The sequence below is a fragment of the Actinacidiphila sp. bgisy144 genome (assembly GCF_057708105.1).
In genome coordinates, this window is record NZ_JBYIRM010000039.1 from 13,247 (window position 1) to 29,107 (window position 15,861).

Annotated in this window: 11 protein-coding genes; 9 read left to right on the plus strand and 2 right to left on the minus strand. The window is 71.0% G+C overall.

The genetic code is table 11. The features are described 5' to 3' along the window. Window positions 1-59 precede the first annotated feature (59 nt). Window positions 60-1,430 (plus strand): NsdA family TPR-like regulatory protein, encoded by a 1,371-nt coding sequence (locus AC3EVP_RS31890; protein ID WP_435135940.1) that lies wholly within the window; start codon window positions 60-62, stop codon window positions 1,428-1,430. A 52-nt stretch (window positions 1,431-1,482) separates the two neighbouring features. Here AC3EVP_RS31890 and AC3EVP_RS31895 read toward each other — a convergent pair whose 3' ends face one another. Then, entirely contained in the window at window positions 1,483-2,256 is a 774-nt protein-coding gene (locus AC3EVP_RS31895; protein ID WP_435136027.1) for an NUDIX domain-containing protein, read from the minus strand. On the opposite strand from AC3EVP_RS31895, the gene AC3EVP_RS31900 reads away from it, so the two are divergent. Continuing rightward, window positions 2,238-3,404, plus strand: a complete 1,167-nt coding sequence (locus AC3EVP_RS31900; protein ID WP_488179837.1) for an NsdA family TPR-like regulatory protein — start codon at window positions 2,238-2,240, stop codon at window positions 3,402-3,404. The two genes, AC3EVP_RS31895 and AC3EVP_RS31900, sit on opposite strands and share 19 nt — an antisense overlap. Before the next feature lie 115 nt (window positions 3,405-3,519). Here AC3EVP_RS31900 and AC3EVP_RS31905 read toward each other — a convergent pair whose 3' ends face one another. Continuing rightward, on the minus strand, window positions 3,520-3,888 hold the full coding sequence (locus AC3EVP_RS31905) for a VOC family protein (protein ID WP_435135944.1): 369 nt from the start codon (window positions 3,886-3,888) through the stop codon (window positions 3,520-3,522). A 64-nt stretch (window positions 3,889-3,952) separates the two neighbouring features. Here AC3EVP_RS31905 and AC3EVP_RS31910 point away from each other — a divergent pair, with 64 nt between their 5' ends. From AC3EVP_RS31910 to AC3EVP_RS31940, 7 genes are all read left to right on the plus strand, one after another. Further along, a complete protein-coding gene (locus tag AC3EVP_RS31910) occupies window positions 3,953-4,459 on the plus strand; it encodes a MarR family winged helix-turn-helix transcriptional regulator (protein WP_435135946.1) in 507 nt (168 codons plus the stop codon). A 686-nt stretch (window positions 4,460-5,145) separates the two neighbouring features. Next, on the plus strand, window positions 5,146-7,770 hold the full coding sequence (locus AC3EVP_RS31915; protein WP_435135948.1) for a glutaminase domain-containing protein: 2,625 nt from the start codon (window positions 5,146-5,148) through the stop codon (window positions 7,768-7,770). Between the two features lie 53 nt (window positions 7,771-7,823). Next, a complete protein-coding gene (locus tag AC3EVP_RS31920) occupies window positions 7,824-10,703 on the plus strand; it encodes an RICIN domain-containing protein (RefSeq protein ID WP_435135950.1) in 2,880 nt (959 codons plus the stop codon). Window positions 10,704-11,076: 373 nt separating this feature from the next. Next, window positions 11,077-12,186, plus strand: a complete 1,110-nt coding sequence (locus AC3EVP_RS31925; protein WP_335983015.1) for an ABC transporter substrate-binding protein — start codon at window positions 11,077-11,079, stop codon at window positions 12,184-12,186. A gap of 112 nt (window positions 12,187-12,298) precedes the next feature. Further along, complete coding sequence (locus AC3EVP_RS31930; protein WP_435135952.1) at window positions 12,299-13,876, plus strand: sugar ABC transporter ATP-binding protein; 1,578 nt, start codon at window positions 12,299-12,301, stop codon at window positions 13,874-13,876. Further along, window positions 13,873-14,838: an ABC transporter permease gene (locus tag AC3EVP_RS31935; protein WP_335983011.1), complete on the plus strand. Its 966-nt coding sequence runs from the start codon at window positions 13,873-13,875 to the stop codon at window positions 14,836-14,838. The genes AC3EVP_RS31930 and AC3EVP_RS31935 overlap by 4 nt, the downstream gene beginning before the upstream one ends. After that, complete coding sequence (locus tag AC3EVP_RS31940; RefSeq protein WP_335983010.1) at window positions 14,835-15,860, plus strand: ABC transporter permease; 1,026 nt, start codon at window positions 14,835-14,837, stop codon at window positions 15,858-15,860. Before AC3EVP_RS31935 ends, AC3EVP_RS31940 begins: the two co-directional genes overlap by 4 nt. Window position 15,861: the final 1 nt, after the last annotated feature.

The following is a 15,861-nucleotide window of genomic DNA, read 5'->3' on the forward strand; positions in this document are numbered from 1 at the left end:
CGCTACCGTTGGCGAAACGGGCACAGTTAAGAGCGTTAAGCGCACAGTGAGGCACGGACATGGACGACCGGCAGCCGAACGACGGCCTCAAGGGGCTGTACACCGCTACGGGTTGGACGCTGCGGCAGTTCGCCCAGGAGGTCAACAAGGTCGCCACGGAGCGCGGAAGGCCCACGCGCTACCAACGGCCCTCGGTGCACCAGTGGTTGGACGGGCACCTGCCCAAGGCCGAGGTCCGTCCCCTCATCCTGGAGGCGCTCGCCCGCCGGCTCCAACGCCCGGTCACCCACGCGGAGGCGGGCTTCCCCGCACCCGCACCCGTATTCGCACCCGCGCACGGCAGCCGCGAAGCCAGTACGGTGGAGGGTCTACTCGACCTGGGCAGGCAGGACATGGACCCCTCGCGTCGCAGCGTCATCGGAGCCTCGCTCTTCTCCGCGGCCCTCGCCATCCCCGGCTGGCAGGACGTGGTCGGCCGGATGGAGGCCGCCATGGCAGGCAAGGTCCAACGCATCGGTACGGCCGAAGTGGACATGGTCGTCGCCGTCACCGAGCAGGTCTCCCAACTGGACGACCAGTTCGGAGGGCGGCACGCACGCCCCATGGCAGCGGCCTTCCTGGTCAACACCGTCGCTCCGTACCTCAAGGCCGACGCCACCGAAGGCGTACGCAAGGCGATGATGTCCGCCGCGTCCGACCTGTGCTACCTCACCGGCTACATGGCGGTGGACGAGGGCGCGCACGGAATCGCGCAGCGTTACTACGTCAAGGCCCTTGAACTGGCGGGCGCCGCAGAGGACCACCTGACCTTCTGCACCACCCTCCGCGGCATGAGCGTCCAAGCCGTGGACCTGCGCCACGGCCCGGAAGCCCTGCGCCTGGCCGACGCCGCCGCCTCGGCCGCGCCACAAGCCGGACCGCGCATGCGCGCCTTCCTCGCCGGGCAGCAAGCCCATGCCTCCGCCCAGGTGGGCGACCGGCAGGGCGCCCTCGTGCACCTGCGGGAAGCGGACTCGGCCATGCAGAAAGCCGAGGCACGAGAGAGGTCCTTCGGCTCATACGACCCCGCGGCGCTGAACTACCACGCGAGCCAGGTACGGTACGAACTCGGCGACGTCAAGGGCGCTGTTGACGCGATGGAGAAGGCCGACAAACTCCGCTACAGCATCTACCGACGCACTCGCGTCAACCAGCGCGGGCTGCTGGCCGAACGTCAATTCGCCATCGGACACCTCGAAGCGGCTTGCGCGACCTGGCATGCGGCGCTCGACGACTTTCCCCTTGTACAGTCCGGCAGAGCCGACCAACGCGTGGCCGAGATGATCAAGTTGATCCGCCCCCACACCAAGAACCCAACCGCGCGGGACCTCCACGAAAGGGCCCGCCTCGTCGCCCCCGCCCTCTTCGACGCGCGGAGGGCCGCCACCTGACCGACCCCCTCGCTCCGCAGCCGAACCAACGCCTGCCCCGTGCCCGCCGGTCCTACGAAGCGCCGCGTGCGGCCAGCAGGTGGAGAAGGGCGACGAGCGTGCCGGAACCCATGAGCTCGCCACGCGTCATCATCGCCGGGATGTCGGACAGCGGCACCCACGCGACGTGCCCTGCTTCCTCGGCGTCGGCCGGCTCTCCGGTACGCCGGGCACCCCGCCCTACGAACACCGCATGAGGCGAGTCCACCATGCCGATCATCGGCTGGAACGTGACCACGTGCCGCAGTTCGTCCGGTCGCCAGCCGGTCTCCTCCTCGACCTCCCGCAGCGCCGCCTCCTCGGGACCCTCCCCGGATTCCACGATCCCTCCCGGCAGCTCCCACCCCCACTGCCGTGGCACGAAACGGTAGCGCCAGAGCATGAGGACACGGTCCTCCCTGTCCAGGACAGCGGCGACGGCGACCTGGTGCAGCGTGACCACGTGGTGCGCGAAGCGCTCGACGCCGGGCGGTTCGACGTCCACCAGGGACAGTTCGACCCACCGGTTGTCGTACACCGTGCGGGCGCCGTGGACCTTCCACGGCTCGAGGTCCCCCGGCGGGGCCGCACTCACCGCCGGAGCCGGAACGACGTAGGCGCTTCGCCCGTGCACCTCCAGTACGCCTTCCGCCACCAGGCGTGCCAGCACCTGCCGGAGAGCGGTGCGCCCGATGTCCAATTCCTCGACCAGAGCGCGTTCGGACGGCAACTTGGCGCCTGGCCCCACCTTGCCGGTACTGATCCGCTCCCGCAGCGTCCGGTAGACCCGTGTCGTCTTCGGCCCCATCCCGCCCTCCTCGCGCCGCCGTCTGGTGCGCACCACGATATCCGCGTAGCCGCCACGCCCCATTGCCCGCTCATCCCGGAGGCCCCGCCATGGACCCCTCGCGTCGCAGCGTCATCGGAGCCTCGCTCTTCTCCGCGGCCCTCGCCATCCCCGGCTGGCAGGACGTGGTCGGCCGGACGGAGGCCGTACGGTCGGGCGGGGCGCAGCGGATCGGAACGGCCGAAGTCGACTCCGTGGTCGCCGTTACCGACCGTCTTTCCGATCTGGACGACCAGTTCGGCGGACGGTACGCGCGACCGATGGCTGCGGCCTTCCTGGTGAACGTCGTCGCCCCCTACTTGAAGGCGAGCGCGCCCGAAGACGTACGGAGGGCGATGATGTCCGCCGCTTCGTTCCTCTGCTACCTGACGGGCTGGATGGCCGTGGACGAAGGGCTGCACGGCATCGCCCAGCAGTACTACGTGAAAGGTCTGGAGCTGGCGGGCGCCAGCCATGACCACCTGACCTACTGTCACATCATGCGCGGCATGTCCGTGCGGTCCGTGGACCTCCGGCACGGCCCGACGGCTGTGAAGTGGGCGGATGCGGCAAGCGAGGCGTCACCCGCGGCCGGTCCGAGGATGGCCGCCTTCATGTCGGGCCAGCAGGCCCATTCCTACGCCGACGCCGGCGAGCGCCACAACGCGCTCAGCAGCATCCGGAAGACCGAGGTCTCCATGAGCAGGGCTGACAGTCAGGCCCGGACCTTCGGCGGTTACAGCGCCGCCACGCTCGCCTATCACACCGCGCAGGTCAGGTACGAACTCGGCGACGTGGCAGGCAGCGTCGAATCGCTCCAACTGCACTTCCGCCTGCGCGAGCCCACGAACGAATCCCACCGCAGCGGCATGCGCTTCACCTCGATGCTGGCCGAGCGGCAGTTGGCCCTCGGGCACCTGGACGAGGCGTGCGCCACCTGGCACGAGGTCCTCGACGACTACCCGTCGATCCAGTCCGGACAGGTCGACAAACACGTCAGGGAAATGGCCCGGCTCATCCGCCCCCACACCAGGAACCCGACCGCGCGGGACCTCGGCGAAAGAGCCCGCCTCGTCGCCCCCGCCCTCTTCGACGCGCGGCGGTTCAACCCGGGTGTCCCCACCGGGTAGGGCCTCCCCGACGACGCCCGCCCGGGCGGACCCGTACGCGGCGGGCGGCGCCCTCACCGTAGGGCCCGCCGCGGAAGACCGCGCGGCGGCACCCCACCGACCGGGGGCGCCGGGTTCACCCGCGGTCGTGGAGCGTGACCTGATATCCGTCGGGGTCGGCGAAGGTGAACGTACGGCCGAACGGCCCGTCGACGGGGGCCGAGACGATCGTCGTACCGGCCGCGGCGAGCGCGTCGTGGATGTCCTGCGCGTCGGGGGCGTGCAGCCACAGCGCCACGCCCTGGCCCGGCTGCGCGAGCGCGTCGAGGTCGACGCCGGCGACGACGTCGCGGACCGCGAACGCGATCGGCTTGGTGTCGAAGACGACCGCGTGCGGCGGCCCCGCGGCGGAGCGCTTCAGCCCCAGGTACCGCTCGTAGAAGTCGGCGGAGCGCTCCAGGTCGCGCACCTGCAGGGAAACGAAGTCGGGTCCGGTGACCGCCATGGTCCTTACCTCCTCAAAGCAATGTCAGGCTTCTGACATACCCAACGTATGTCAGACTGCTGACATGAGTCAAGGCGAGCCCGGAATCGAGCTGGACACGTCGCTGGGGTACATGCTGAAAGCGGCCTCCAGCGCCCTGCACTCCGCCATGGAGGCCGTGCTGAGCCCGCTCGGCATGACGATCACGCACTACTCGTGCCTGGAGCTGCTCTCCCAGCGCCCGGGTCTGTCCAACTCCGAGCTGGCCCGCGGCACTTTCGTCACCCGGCAGTCGATGAACGTGCTCCTGAAGTCCCTCGAACGCCAGGGACTCGTCACCCGCGCCGCCAAGGCGCCCGTGGGCAGGGCGCTGCCCACCGAACTGACCGCCGACGGGCGCCGTCAGCTCGAGACGGCCAGCGCCGCGGTACGCCGGGTCGAACGGGCCATGCTGGCCGACCTCGACACCGGCGAACAGGATCAGATGCGGCGCCTGCTCACCAGGTGCATCGCCTCGCTGACCGCGCCCCCGGCACCACCCGCGGCAACCCCACCAACCTCACCAACCCCACCGGCCCGCCGGGACGGTTGAGCCCGCACACGGTCGGCCCGCCTAGCGGAGCCAAGCGCGTGGGCGGAGCCGCCTGACATCGGCCCCGCCCACGGGTCGTGGGGGCGGCGAGCAGCCCGAAAGCGCTGCTCCGCCGCCACAAGGTGACAACGTTGTCAGACTATACGCCGATCCGACCGCCGATGGATACCCCTCGACACCCTCCGCCTACGGCCCGTTCGCCACCACGGCCCCGCCACCTCCCCATCACGGCCCCGCCACGGCCGGACCCCGCCCCGCCCCCGGGGCCCCGTCACACCCGCGAGACCCACCACGACCACGTTTTTACTTACGTTGTAAAGCCCCCGCGGCCCGCCGGGACCCGGTCCCGCCGCACGTCGCGGGCCTGCGGCCGGACGCCAGGGACGCCAGGGACGCCAGCTCACCCCTCCCGCCCCCGCACCCACTTCTGCCCGGGGTATGGACACGCCCAACGCCAAGTGCTGTCATGCCGGTTGGCGTCATTCTTTGCAACGTTGGAACAGCACGACAGCGCTCCCCCACGGCCCGCGCCCCACCTCCCCGCGTGCCTCTGCCCCGCCTGTCCCGCCCTGCCCCACCGTCCGGCCTCGCACTGCCCCGCCCTGCTCGACTCCCGCGTCACGCCGCACCACCACGTGCCCGTCCGTCCCCCCATCTCCGCGCCCCTGCCGCAGAAACGGATCACCGTGACTTCCGACGAGACCCGCTCCCCCCGCCCCGGCCGCCGCGACCTGCTGAAGTGGACCGGTGCGCTGACCGCGGCCGCCGCCACCGGCGGGTGGTTCACGGCCGGCCCGGCCGCCGCCGCGTCCCCCGCGGGCCTACCCGTTTCCGCCGCGGACGCCACAAGTGCCGCGTCCCCCGCGGCCGCCTCCACGTTCGCACCGCTGCGGCCGCCCGCGGTGCCGCTCGCGGTCCGCTCGCCGTACCTGTCCACCTGGGTGGCCGCCGACAACCTCGCCGGGACCTGGTCGAGCTTCTGGAACGGCCACGTCACCGCGCTGTGCGGACTCGCCCGGATCGACGGCACCGCCTACCTCTTCGCCGGGGCGCCGAACCTGCCGGGCGGCCCGGCGCTCACCACGATGCAGCAGGTCTCGCTCCAACTGACCGCCACCCGCTCGATCTACCGGCTCAGCGGGGGCGGGGTGACGCTGACCGTCACCTTCTTCTCGCCGGTCGACCTCGACGACCTCCAGCGCCAGTCGGTGCCGCTGTCGTACGTGACCGTGCAGGCCGAGAGCAGCGACGGGCAGGCGCACGCGGTGGACGTGCACCTGGACGTGTCGGGCGAGTGGGTGCACGGCGACACCTCGGCGCAGATCACGTGGGCGCAGCAGCAGGCCGGTTCGCTGACGGTGCTGACCGCGCAGCCGGCGAGCCCGGGGGTGCTCCAGGAGAGCGGCGACCAGGCGTCGTGGGGGCGGTTGGTGTTCGCCGCGCCGAGCGGGTCCGGGCTGACCTGGCAGATCGGGCAGGACACGGTGGTGCGGGCCGCGTCGGCGGGCAGCGGCAGGCTGGCCGGGACGGTGGACTCCGCGCAGCCGCGGGCGATCAGCGACAGGTGGCCGGTGCTCGGCCTCAACCGGGACTTCGGCACGGTGAACGCCGGTACGCCGTCGGCGGAGTTCACGGTGTCGCTGGGGCATGTCCGTACGCCCGCAGTGAGTTACCTGGGTACGCAGTTGCAGCCGTGGTGGACGCACTACTGGTCGTCGTGGACGGACATGCTCCAGTGGTTCGACGCGGACCGATCGGCGGCGCTGTCGGCGGCGACGGCGCTGGAGCAGCGCGTCCATGACGACGCGGTCGCGGCGGTGGGCGGCGGCACCACGGGCGACCACTACGCGGCGGTGTGCGCGCTGGCGGTGCGGCAGGCGGTGGGCGGTACGGAGTTGGCCGACCGCGGCGGCAGCCCGTGGGCCTTTTTGAAGGAGATCTCCTCCGACGGGAACATGTCGACGATCGATGTGACGTATCCGGCGTTCCCGGGGTACCTGTACCTGTCGCCGGCGTATCTGCGGTTGCTGCTGGAGCCGGTGCTGGACTACGCGGAGCACGGCGGCTGGCCGAAGGACTTCGCCGAGCACGACATCGGTTCGTCGTATCCGAACGCCGCCGGGCACAACGACGGCAACGAGGAGGACATGCCGGTCGAGGAGTCGGCGGACCTGCTGATCATGGCGGCGGCGGTGGTCCAGCGGCTGCCCGCGGCGGACGGGGCGGCGTTCGCCGCCGCGCACTACCCGATCCTGCGGCAGTGGGCGGAGTACCTGGTGTCCAACGCGCTGGACCCGGGCTACCAGAACCAGACGGACGACTTCACCGGCTTCATCGCGCACAGTGCGAACCTCGCGCTCAAGGGCATCATCGGGATCGGCGCGATGGGCGTGGTGGCGCGGGCGACGGGCAACAGCTCGGATGCGGCGCGGTACGCGACGCTCTCGCGCAGCTACGTCAGCCAGTGGACGACGCTCGCGGCGGACTCCTCGGGCGCGCACCTGAAGCTCGCCTACGACCAGGACGGCACCTGGAGCCTGAAGTACAACGGCTTCGCGGACCGGCTGCTCGGCCTGGACCTGGTGCCGGTCGGCACCGCGGCGATGGAGGCGTCCTGGTACGGGGCGCACACCGGTACGTACGGGGTGGTGCTCGACCCGCGCAACGACTACACCAAGGCGGACTGGGAGCTGTGGACGGCGGCCTGGCTCGCCGATCACGGCACGGTGCGCGACGCGCTGGTCAACGGGGTGTACGGGTACGCGAACGCGACGCCGACGCGGGTGCCGTTCAGCGACTGGTACACGGTGGCGAGCGCGGCGCAGCGCGGGTTCCAGAACCGGCCGGTGGTCGGCGGGATGTTCGCGCCGGCGCTGGCGCCGGCCGGCTCGGTGGTGGTGTGGTGCCGTATCCAGAACCGGAACTCCGGGAAGGTGCTGGCGGTTTCGGGGATGTCGCTGGCGGACTCGGCGGAGGTCACGCAGTACGCCGACAACGGCACCGCGGACCATGTGTGGACGCTGCTGGACAACGGCGACGGCACGGTGCGGATCGTGAACCGCAACAGCGGGAAGGTGCTGGCGGTGCACGACCAGAGCCTGGACGACGGCGCGCATGTGCAGCAGTACCAGGACAACGGCACACCGGACCACGTCTGGCGGTTCGTCGACAACGGGGACGGCTGGTCGAAGATCGTCAATGTGCGGTCGGGGAAGCTGCTCGCCGTGGACGGCGCGTCGACCGCGGACAGCGCGCAGGTCACGCAGTGGAACGACAACGGGACGACCGACCACCTGTGGCGCATGATCTGAGGCCGCGCCGCGCGCAACCCACCCCCCACTTCCCACGATCAGGGAGCATGTCCATGGATCGTCGTACCTTCCTTCGCGGCGGCGCCGTCGCCCTCGGCAGTGTGGCCTTCGCCGGCCGTATGGTCACCTCCTCGTGGGGGGCGTCGGGGGGCGGGCCGGGGGTGGTGCTGGTCGGTGACACCTCCGGCGGCGGGCTGTACCACCCGTATCCGGCCGGGCTGACCCGCACCCCGTTCCTGAAGCTGCCGACCGGGAGTGTCACCGCGTCGGGCTGGCTGGCGCAGCAACTCGCCCTGGAGGCGGACGGGATCGCCGGGCGCTATGACGAGGTGTCGCACTTCCTGGACACCTCGACCACCGGCTGGTTCCACCCGGACCAGGTCGGCTGGGAGGAAGTGCCGTACTGGGTGCGGGGGTTGACCGCGCTGGCCGGGGTGACCGGGGATGCCGCGCTGCGGGCGAAGGCGGACACCTGGGTGAACGGCGTGCTGGCGACGGGGCAGTCCGACGGCTTCTTCGGGCCGACGAGTCTGCGCACGTCGCTGGGCGGCGGCCCGGACTTCTGGCCGTTCATGCCGATGCTCCAGGCGCTGTGCACCTACCAGGAGTACACCGGGGACAGCCGGATCGTGCCGTTCCTGACGAAGTTCTTCCACTACCAGAACACGTTCGGCGCCTCGGCGTTCAACCAGAGCTGGGGTTCGGTGCGGTGGGCGACGACGCTGCACTCGCTGCACTGGCTGTTCGCCCGGACCGGGGACAGCGCGCTGCTGGGGCTGGCGGACAAGATCCACCAGTACAGCGCGAACTACGTCGACAACCTGCCGTCGCTGCACAACGTGAACCTGGCGCAGGGCTTCACCGAGCCGGCGTTCGCGGCGCTGCGCGGGGACGCGTCGCTGACGCAGGCGTCGTACCAGGACTACGCGACGATCCAGGGCACCTACGGGCAGTTCAGCGGCGGCGGGTTCGCCGGGGACGAGAACGCCCGGCCCGGGTACGGCGATCCGCGGCAGGGCTTCGAGACCTGCGGGATCGTGGAGTACATGCAGAGCTTCGAGTCGATGGTGCGGATGACCGGCGACCCGAGCTGGGCGGACGGCACCGAGACGCTGGCGTTCAACTCGCTGCCGGCCGCGATGGAGCCGAACCACACCTCGCTGCACTACGCGACGGCCGCCAACCAGGTGCAGTTGGACGACTACGACAAGACGCTGCACCAGTTCGACAACACCTTCTCGATGCAGGCGTATCTGCTGGGCGTGGACAAGTACCGCTGCTGCCCGCACAACTACGGGCAGGGCTGGGCGTACTTCACGGAGAACGCGTGGCTGGCGACGGCGGACAACGGCCTGGCGGCGGTGCTGTACGCGCCGACGAAGGTGACGGCGAAGGTCGGTGCCCAGGCGGCGCAGGTGACGGTCGCCCAGAGCACGAACTACCCGTTCACCGACAGCGTGTCGCTGGCGCTGTCGATGACGGGCAGCGTGGCCTTCCCGCTGTATCTGCGGGTGCCGTCGTGGTGTGCCAAGCCGTCGGTGAAGGTCAACGGGGCCGCGGTGAGCGCGTCGGGCGGCGCGGGCTTCGTGGCGGTGGACCGCACCTGGAAGAACGGGGACACCGTCGCGGTGTCCTTCCCGATGGAGGTCGCCACCACCACCTGGGCGCAGAACCACGACTCGCTGTCGGTGCGGCGCGGCCCGCTGACGTACGCGCTGGAGATCGGGCAGAACTTCCTGCGCACCAATGACGCGTCCTCGCACTGGGCGGAGTACGAGGTGTTCCCGACGTCCGCGTGGAACTACGGCCTGGTGCCGGGGACCTTCACGGCGACGGCGACCGGGGCGAGCGGCAACCCGTTCACCCCGCAGGGCACGCCGGTGGCGATGACCGCGCAGGCCCGGCCGATCCCCAACTGGCTCGCGGACCAGCAGGACGTGGTGACCACGCTCCAGCCCAGCCCCGTGGCGTCCGCGGAGCCGGCCACCACGGTGACGCTGATCCCGATGGGCGCGGCCGCGCTGCGGATCACCTCCTTCCCGACGATCGGCGCGGGCGGCCGGGAGTGGCAGCTGCCGGCCACGCCGTCGGCCTCCTGGTGCTGGTCGGGCGACACCGTGAACGCCCTCAACAGCGCGTACACGCCGAGCAGTTCCTATGACCAGTCGCACCCGCGCTTCACCTGGTGGGACCACACCGGCAGCAGCGAGTGGGTGCAGTACAGCTACTCCGCTCCGGTGACGGTCTCGGGCGCGTCGGTGTACTGGTACGACGACACCGGGCACGGCCAGTGCCGGGTGCCGGCGTCCTGGCATGTGGAGTACCAGGCGGCGGACGGGTCCTGGCAGCCGGTGTCCGGCGCGGGCGCGTACGGCACGGCGGTCGACGCCTTCAACCCGGTGGCGTTCACGCCGGTGCGCACCACGGCGGTGCGGGTGGTGGCGCAGCTGGCCGCCGGGGTGTCGGCGGGCATCCTCCAGTGGGATGTGACGGCACGTCAGGCCGTCGTGGACGGCGGCACCTGGTACCGGGTGCAGAACAAGAACAGCGGCAAGGTGCTCGGGGTCGACGGCATGTCGACGGCCGACAGCGCGAACGTCGTGCAGTTCGCCGACAACGGCACCGCCGACCACGACTGGCGGTTCACCGCGGTGGGCGACAACCGCTTCACGATCACCAACCGCAACAGCGGGCTGCTGCTGGCGGTCGCGGGCGCCTCGCGCGCTGACAGCGCGCAGGTGCAGCAGTACCACGACAACGGCACGGCCGACCACTACTGGCAGCTGCTCGACAACGGCGACGGCTGGTTCCGGATTCGCAACGGCAACAGCGGTCTGGTGCTGGGCGTCGACGGTATGTCGACTTCCGACAGTGCGCGGGTGGTGCAGTTCGAGGACAGCCGTACCGACGACCACCTGTGGCGCTTCGTGTAGTTCGCGGTTCCTCCCGGGTGCGGGAGGGGGGAGCGCCGGCGGTGGAGGCACCACCGCCGGCGCCCGTCAGTGGGTCGCGCCTCGGCGGCACACGGCGACGCGTACGGCGGGGTCACACGGCGTACAACGATGTAAAGCCGAGCAGGGAAATGACAGCATGTCAGTGCGGCCATGTCCAGCCCGCGTACCGAAGTTTCCCCGGTTCAGCCGGGATCGTACCGGACTCTTGACACGTGGTCGTCAATCCCGCAGGGTCCTCTACATCGTTGTAAAGGACGGGCTTTCCGGCCGTCTTCGTGCCGCCCCGCTCCGCACTGCACCTCTGCGCTCCGCCCCCTGTTTCTTCCCGTATCCACGAGGATGTGATCGGCGCATGAACGTCTCCTTCCGGGCCAGAACCGCTGCCGCGGTGCTCACCGTCGGCCTGTGCCTCGCCGCGAGCGCCTGCACCAACTCCGGCAACGACTCGTCCGGTTCGGACAAGGCCGCGGCCTCGGGCAACACCGCGGCCGCCCAGCAGACCGACTCCCCCACCGCCTCCGGCGGTACCGCCTGCACCTACCAGACCTACGGCGGCGGGGTGCCGAAGCTGGACATCACCGACGGCAAGACGATCGTCGGGTTCTCCCAGTCCGAGTCGACCAGCAACCCGTTCCGCGCCACCGAGACCAAGAGCATCGAGGCCGAGGCGAAGGCCAAGGGCGTCAAGCTGATCGAGCGGAACGCCAACGCGGACGTCAACGCGCAGAACTCGCAGATCGAGGACATGATCGCGCAGGGCGCCAAGGTGCTGATCGTGGCGCCGGAGAACTCCGACGGGCTCGGCCCGGCGCTGGCCAAGGCGAAGTCGAAGAAGATCCCGGTGCTCACCATCGACCGCACCGTCACCGGCACCGCCTGCGGCGACTTCATCTCCTTCATCGGCTCGGACTTCTACGGGCAGGCCCAGATCGCCGCCGATGACCTCGGCACGGCGACCGGCGGCACCGCCCACGTCGCGGTCCTCACCGGCACCCCGGGCAACAACGTCTCCACCGACCGCACCAAGGGCTTCAACGACGAGGTCAAGAAGAAGTACCCGAACATCAAGGTGGTCGCCTCGCAGACCGCCAACTTCACGCAGACCGACGGCCAGAAGGTGATGGAGCAGCTGCTCCAGGCGCACTCCGACATCAACGCGGTCTACGCGGAGAACGACGAGATGGCGCTCGGCGCGCTCCAGGCGATCAAGTCCGCCGGCAAGACCCCGGGCAAGGACATCAAGGTCGTCTCCATCGACGGCACCCAGCAGGCCGTCCAGGACGTCGCGTCCGGCGCGCTGGTCGCGGACATCGAGACCAACCCGCGGTTCGGCCCGCTGGCCATCTCGTCGCTGGAGAACTTCTACGGCACCGCCGGCGTGTCGGCCGACGTCATCATCAAGGACGGCCACTTCACCTCGGACAACGCCAAGCAGGCGCTCGCCCAGGGCCTGGTGTACTGACGCCCCGCGCGGTCCGGCCGGGTCCGGGCCAGGGCCTGCTTGTGGCCCGGCCCCGCCGCGTCCCGCCCCCACGCCCAGCCGTTGCGCACAACTCCCCACGAGGAGGAAGACGTTGGTCCAGCAGGACCCGGACCCCCGCAGCGCCGCCATCCTGGAGGTGGCCGGGGTCGACAAGAGCTTCGCGGGCGTCCACGCCCTGCGCGAGGTGGACTTCACGCTGCGGCCCGCCGAGGTGCACGCCCTGATCGGCGAGAACGGCGCGGGCAAGTCCACCCTCATCAAGGTGATGACCGGCGTGCACCGCCCCGACGCCGGCACCGTACGCCTCGCCGGCCGGGAGCGGGACTTCCGCAACCCGCTGGAGGCCCAGGCGGCCGGCATCTCCACCATCTACCAGGAGGTCAACCTCGTCCCGCTGATGTCGGTGGCGCGCAACCTCTTCCTCGGCCGCGAGCCGCGCCGCTTCGGGCTGGTCGACCACGGCCGGATGAACCGCGAGGCGGCGCGGGAGCTGGGCCGCTTCGGGGTGCGGGTCGACGTCACCCGGCCGCTGCGCACCCTGGGCCTGGGCGCCCAGCAGATGGTGGCGCTGGCCCGGGCGGTACAGATCGACGCCCGCGTGGTGATCATGGACGAGCCGACCTCGTCGCTGGAGCCGAAGGAGGTCGAGACCCTCTTCTCGGTGATCCGCGGCCTGAAGGAGCAGGGCATCGCGGTGGTGTACGTCAGCCACCGGCTCGACGAGCTGTACGCGGTGTGCGACCAGGTCACCGTCATGCGCGACGGCCGCGTGGTCCACACCGGCCCGATCGCGGGCCTGGAGCGCCTGAAGCTGGTGTCGCTGATGCTCGGCCGGGAGATGTCCGCGGTCCGCGACAAGGGCACCACCGCCTTCGACTCCGACGGACACGAGCGCCAGGACGGCCAACCCCTGCTGCGCGCAAGGGATCTGACGGTCCGCCACAAACTGCACGGTGTCTCGCTGGATGTGCACCCCGGTGAAGTCGTCGGCCTCGGCGGGCTGTTGGGCGCCGGCCGCAGCGAGACCGCCAAGGCGGTCATCGGGGCGCTGGCCACCGAGGAGGGCACCGTCGAGGTCGAGGGCAGCGCGATGCACCGGCGCAGCCCGGCCGCCGCGATCCGCGCGGGCGTGGTGATGCTGCCGGAGGACCGCAAGGCGGAGGGGGTGATCCCGAACCTGTCGGTGCGGGAGAACATCTCGCTCGCCGCGCTGCCGCGGCTGTCCCGGGCGGGGCTGGTCTCGCAGGCCAAGCAGGACGAGATCGTCACGTTCTTCATGGAGCGGCTGCGGATCAAGGCGTCCGGCCCGGACCAGAAGGTCGGCGACCTGTCCGGCGGCAACCAGCAGAAGGTATTGCTGGCCCGCTGGCTGTGCCTGAACCCGAAGGTGCTGCTGCTGGACGAGCCGACCCGCGGCATCGACGTCGGCGCCAAGGCCGAGGTGCAGGGCCTGATCGACGAACTCGCCCGCGACGGGCTGGGCGTGCTGCTGATCTCCTCCGACCTGGAGGAGCTGATCGAGGGCTCGGACCGGGTGGTGATCCTCAAGGACGGCCGCGTCGTCGGGCACCTGTCCGGGGACGACGTCACCGAGGACGGCCTGCTGGACGCGCTCGCCACCGCGCCGGAGCAGGCCCCGCCCGCCGCACCGAAGGAGACCCCCGCATGACCTCCCTGACCTGGCCGGGCGCGGCCCTGGACCGGGGCCGCCTGCTGCGGCTGCTCCAGCAGTACGGCGTGTACGCCGCGCTGGTCGTCCTCTTCGCCGTCGCGGTGGGCCTGGACGGGAACTTCCTGTCCACCAGCAACATCCGGGTGCAGCTGTACCAGGTCGCCCCGACCCTGCTGGTCGCGCTCGGCATGTCCCTGGTGATCGGCACCGAGGGCATCGACCTGTCGGTGGGCGCCACGATCGCGCTGGCCGCCTCCGTGGTGCCGCTGTACGCCGGGTACGGCCTGTTCGCCGCGCTCGCGGTCGCGCTGCTGCTGGGCGCGGCCACCGGCGCGCTCGGCGGCGCCATGGTCGCCTTCGCCCGGGTCCAGCCGATCGTGGCGACGCTGTCGCTGATGATCGGCGTCCGCGGCCTGGCCGAGATCGTCAACGGCAACTCGGCCAAGCCGATCACCCAGTCCGGGCTGGTCGACCTCGGCTCGCGCACCGTCGGCGGGGTCCCCGAGATGGCCTGGATCGCCGGGGTGTGCGCGCTGCTGACCGGGCTGCTGGTGCGGCGCACCACCTTCGGCCGGCAGCTCGTCGCCATCGGCGACAACCGGCAGGCGAGCCGGCTGTCCGGACTGCCGGTACGCCGGGTGCTGATCACCGTCTACATCCTGTCGGGTGTGCTCGCCGCGCTCGCGGGCGTGCTGATCGTCGGCCACGGCGCGGAGGCCGACCCGGCCAACCAGGGCCTGAACATGGAACTGGACGCCATCACCGCGGTCGTGGTCGGCGGCACCCCGCTGTCCGGCGGCCGGGTGCGGGTGCTGGGCACCGTCGCCGGCGCGCTGTTCATGCAGCTGATCACCGCGGTGCTCACCCAGCACAACGTGCACACCTCCTACACCCAGATCGTCGAGGCCGCGATCATCTGCTTCGCGGTGTACGCCTCCCAGGAGCGAGGGACCCGATGACTTCCACCGCCCTCCAGCCGTCCGCGGTGCCGCCGCCGCCCGCCGTGCCCGACGACGGGCCGGCCGCGCGGGTCCCGGTCCGCGAGCGGATCGCCTCCCAGGTGCAGCGGCACGGCGCGCTGGCCGTGCTGGTCCTGGTGGTCGTCATCGCCTCGGCGACCTCCTCGACCTTTCCGACCTGGAACAACATCAGCAGCATCCTCGGCAACAACGCCTTCGTGTGGCTGCTGGCGCTCGGCATGACGTTCGTCATCATCACCGGCGGCATCGACCTGTCGGTCGGCTCGATGTTCGCGCTCGGCGGGGTGCTCGGCGCCTACGGTTCACGGCACGGCACCTGGCTGGCGATCCTGCTGCCGCTGGCGGTCGGCGCGGTCTGGGGCACGGTGCAGGGGCTGCTGATCGCGTACGCGCGGATGGCGCCGTTCATCGTCTCGCTCGTCGGACTGCTGGGCCTGCGCGGGCTGTTGCAGGCGGTCACCAACGAGGGCGCCACCACCTACCTGGTGCCGGCCCACTCCTGGTTCCGGCACCTGGGCGCGGGCACCTGGACCCCGGTGCTGATCGTGGCGGCGCTCTTCGCGCTCGGCGCGGTGCTGCTGACCCGCACCCGGTTCGGCGCCACCCTCACCGCGCTGGGCGGCAACGAACACGCGGCGCGGCTGATGGGCCTGCCGGTCGCCCGGGCGAAGGTGCTGGTCTACCTGCTGTCCGGCACCCTGGCGGCGGGCGCGGGCGCGCTGGGCGGCGCCCGGCTCGGCTCGGGCGTGACCACCATCGGCGTCGGCTACGAACTGACCGCCATCGCCTCGGTGGTGATCGGCGGCACCCTGCTCACCGGCGGCGCCGGCTCGGTCGGCGGCACGGTCAGCGGCGTGCTGCTGCTGGCGGTGATCCACAATCTGATCGACCACTATTTCTCGCAGTACGGATCGGCCTTCACCGACACCGTCAACGGCGGCTTCCTGGCCGTCGTGGTACTGCTACAGACACTGCTGAGCCGGACCCAGCAACTGGAGTGAT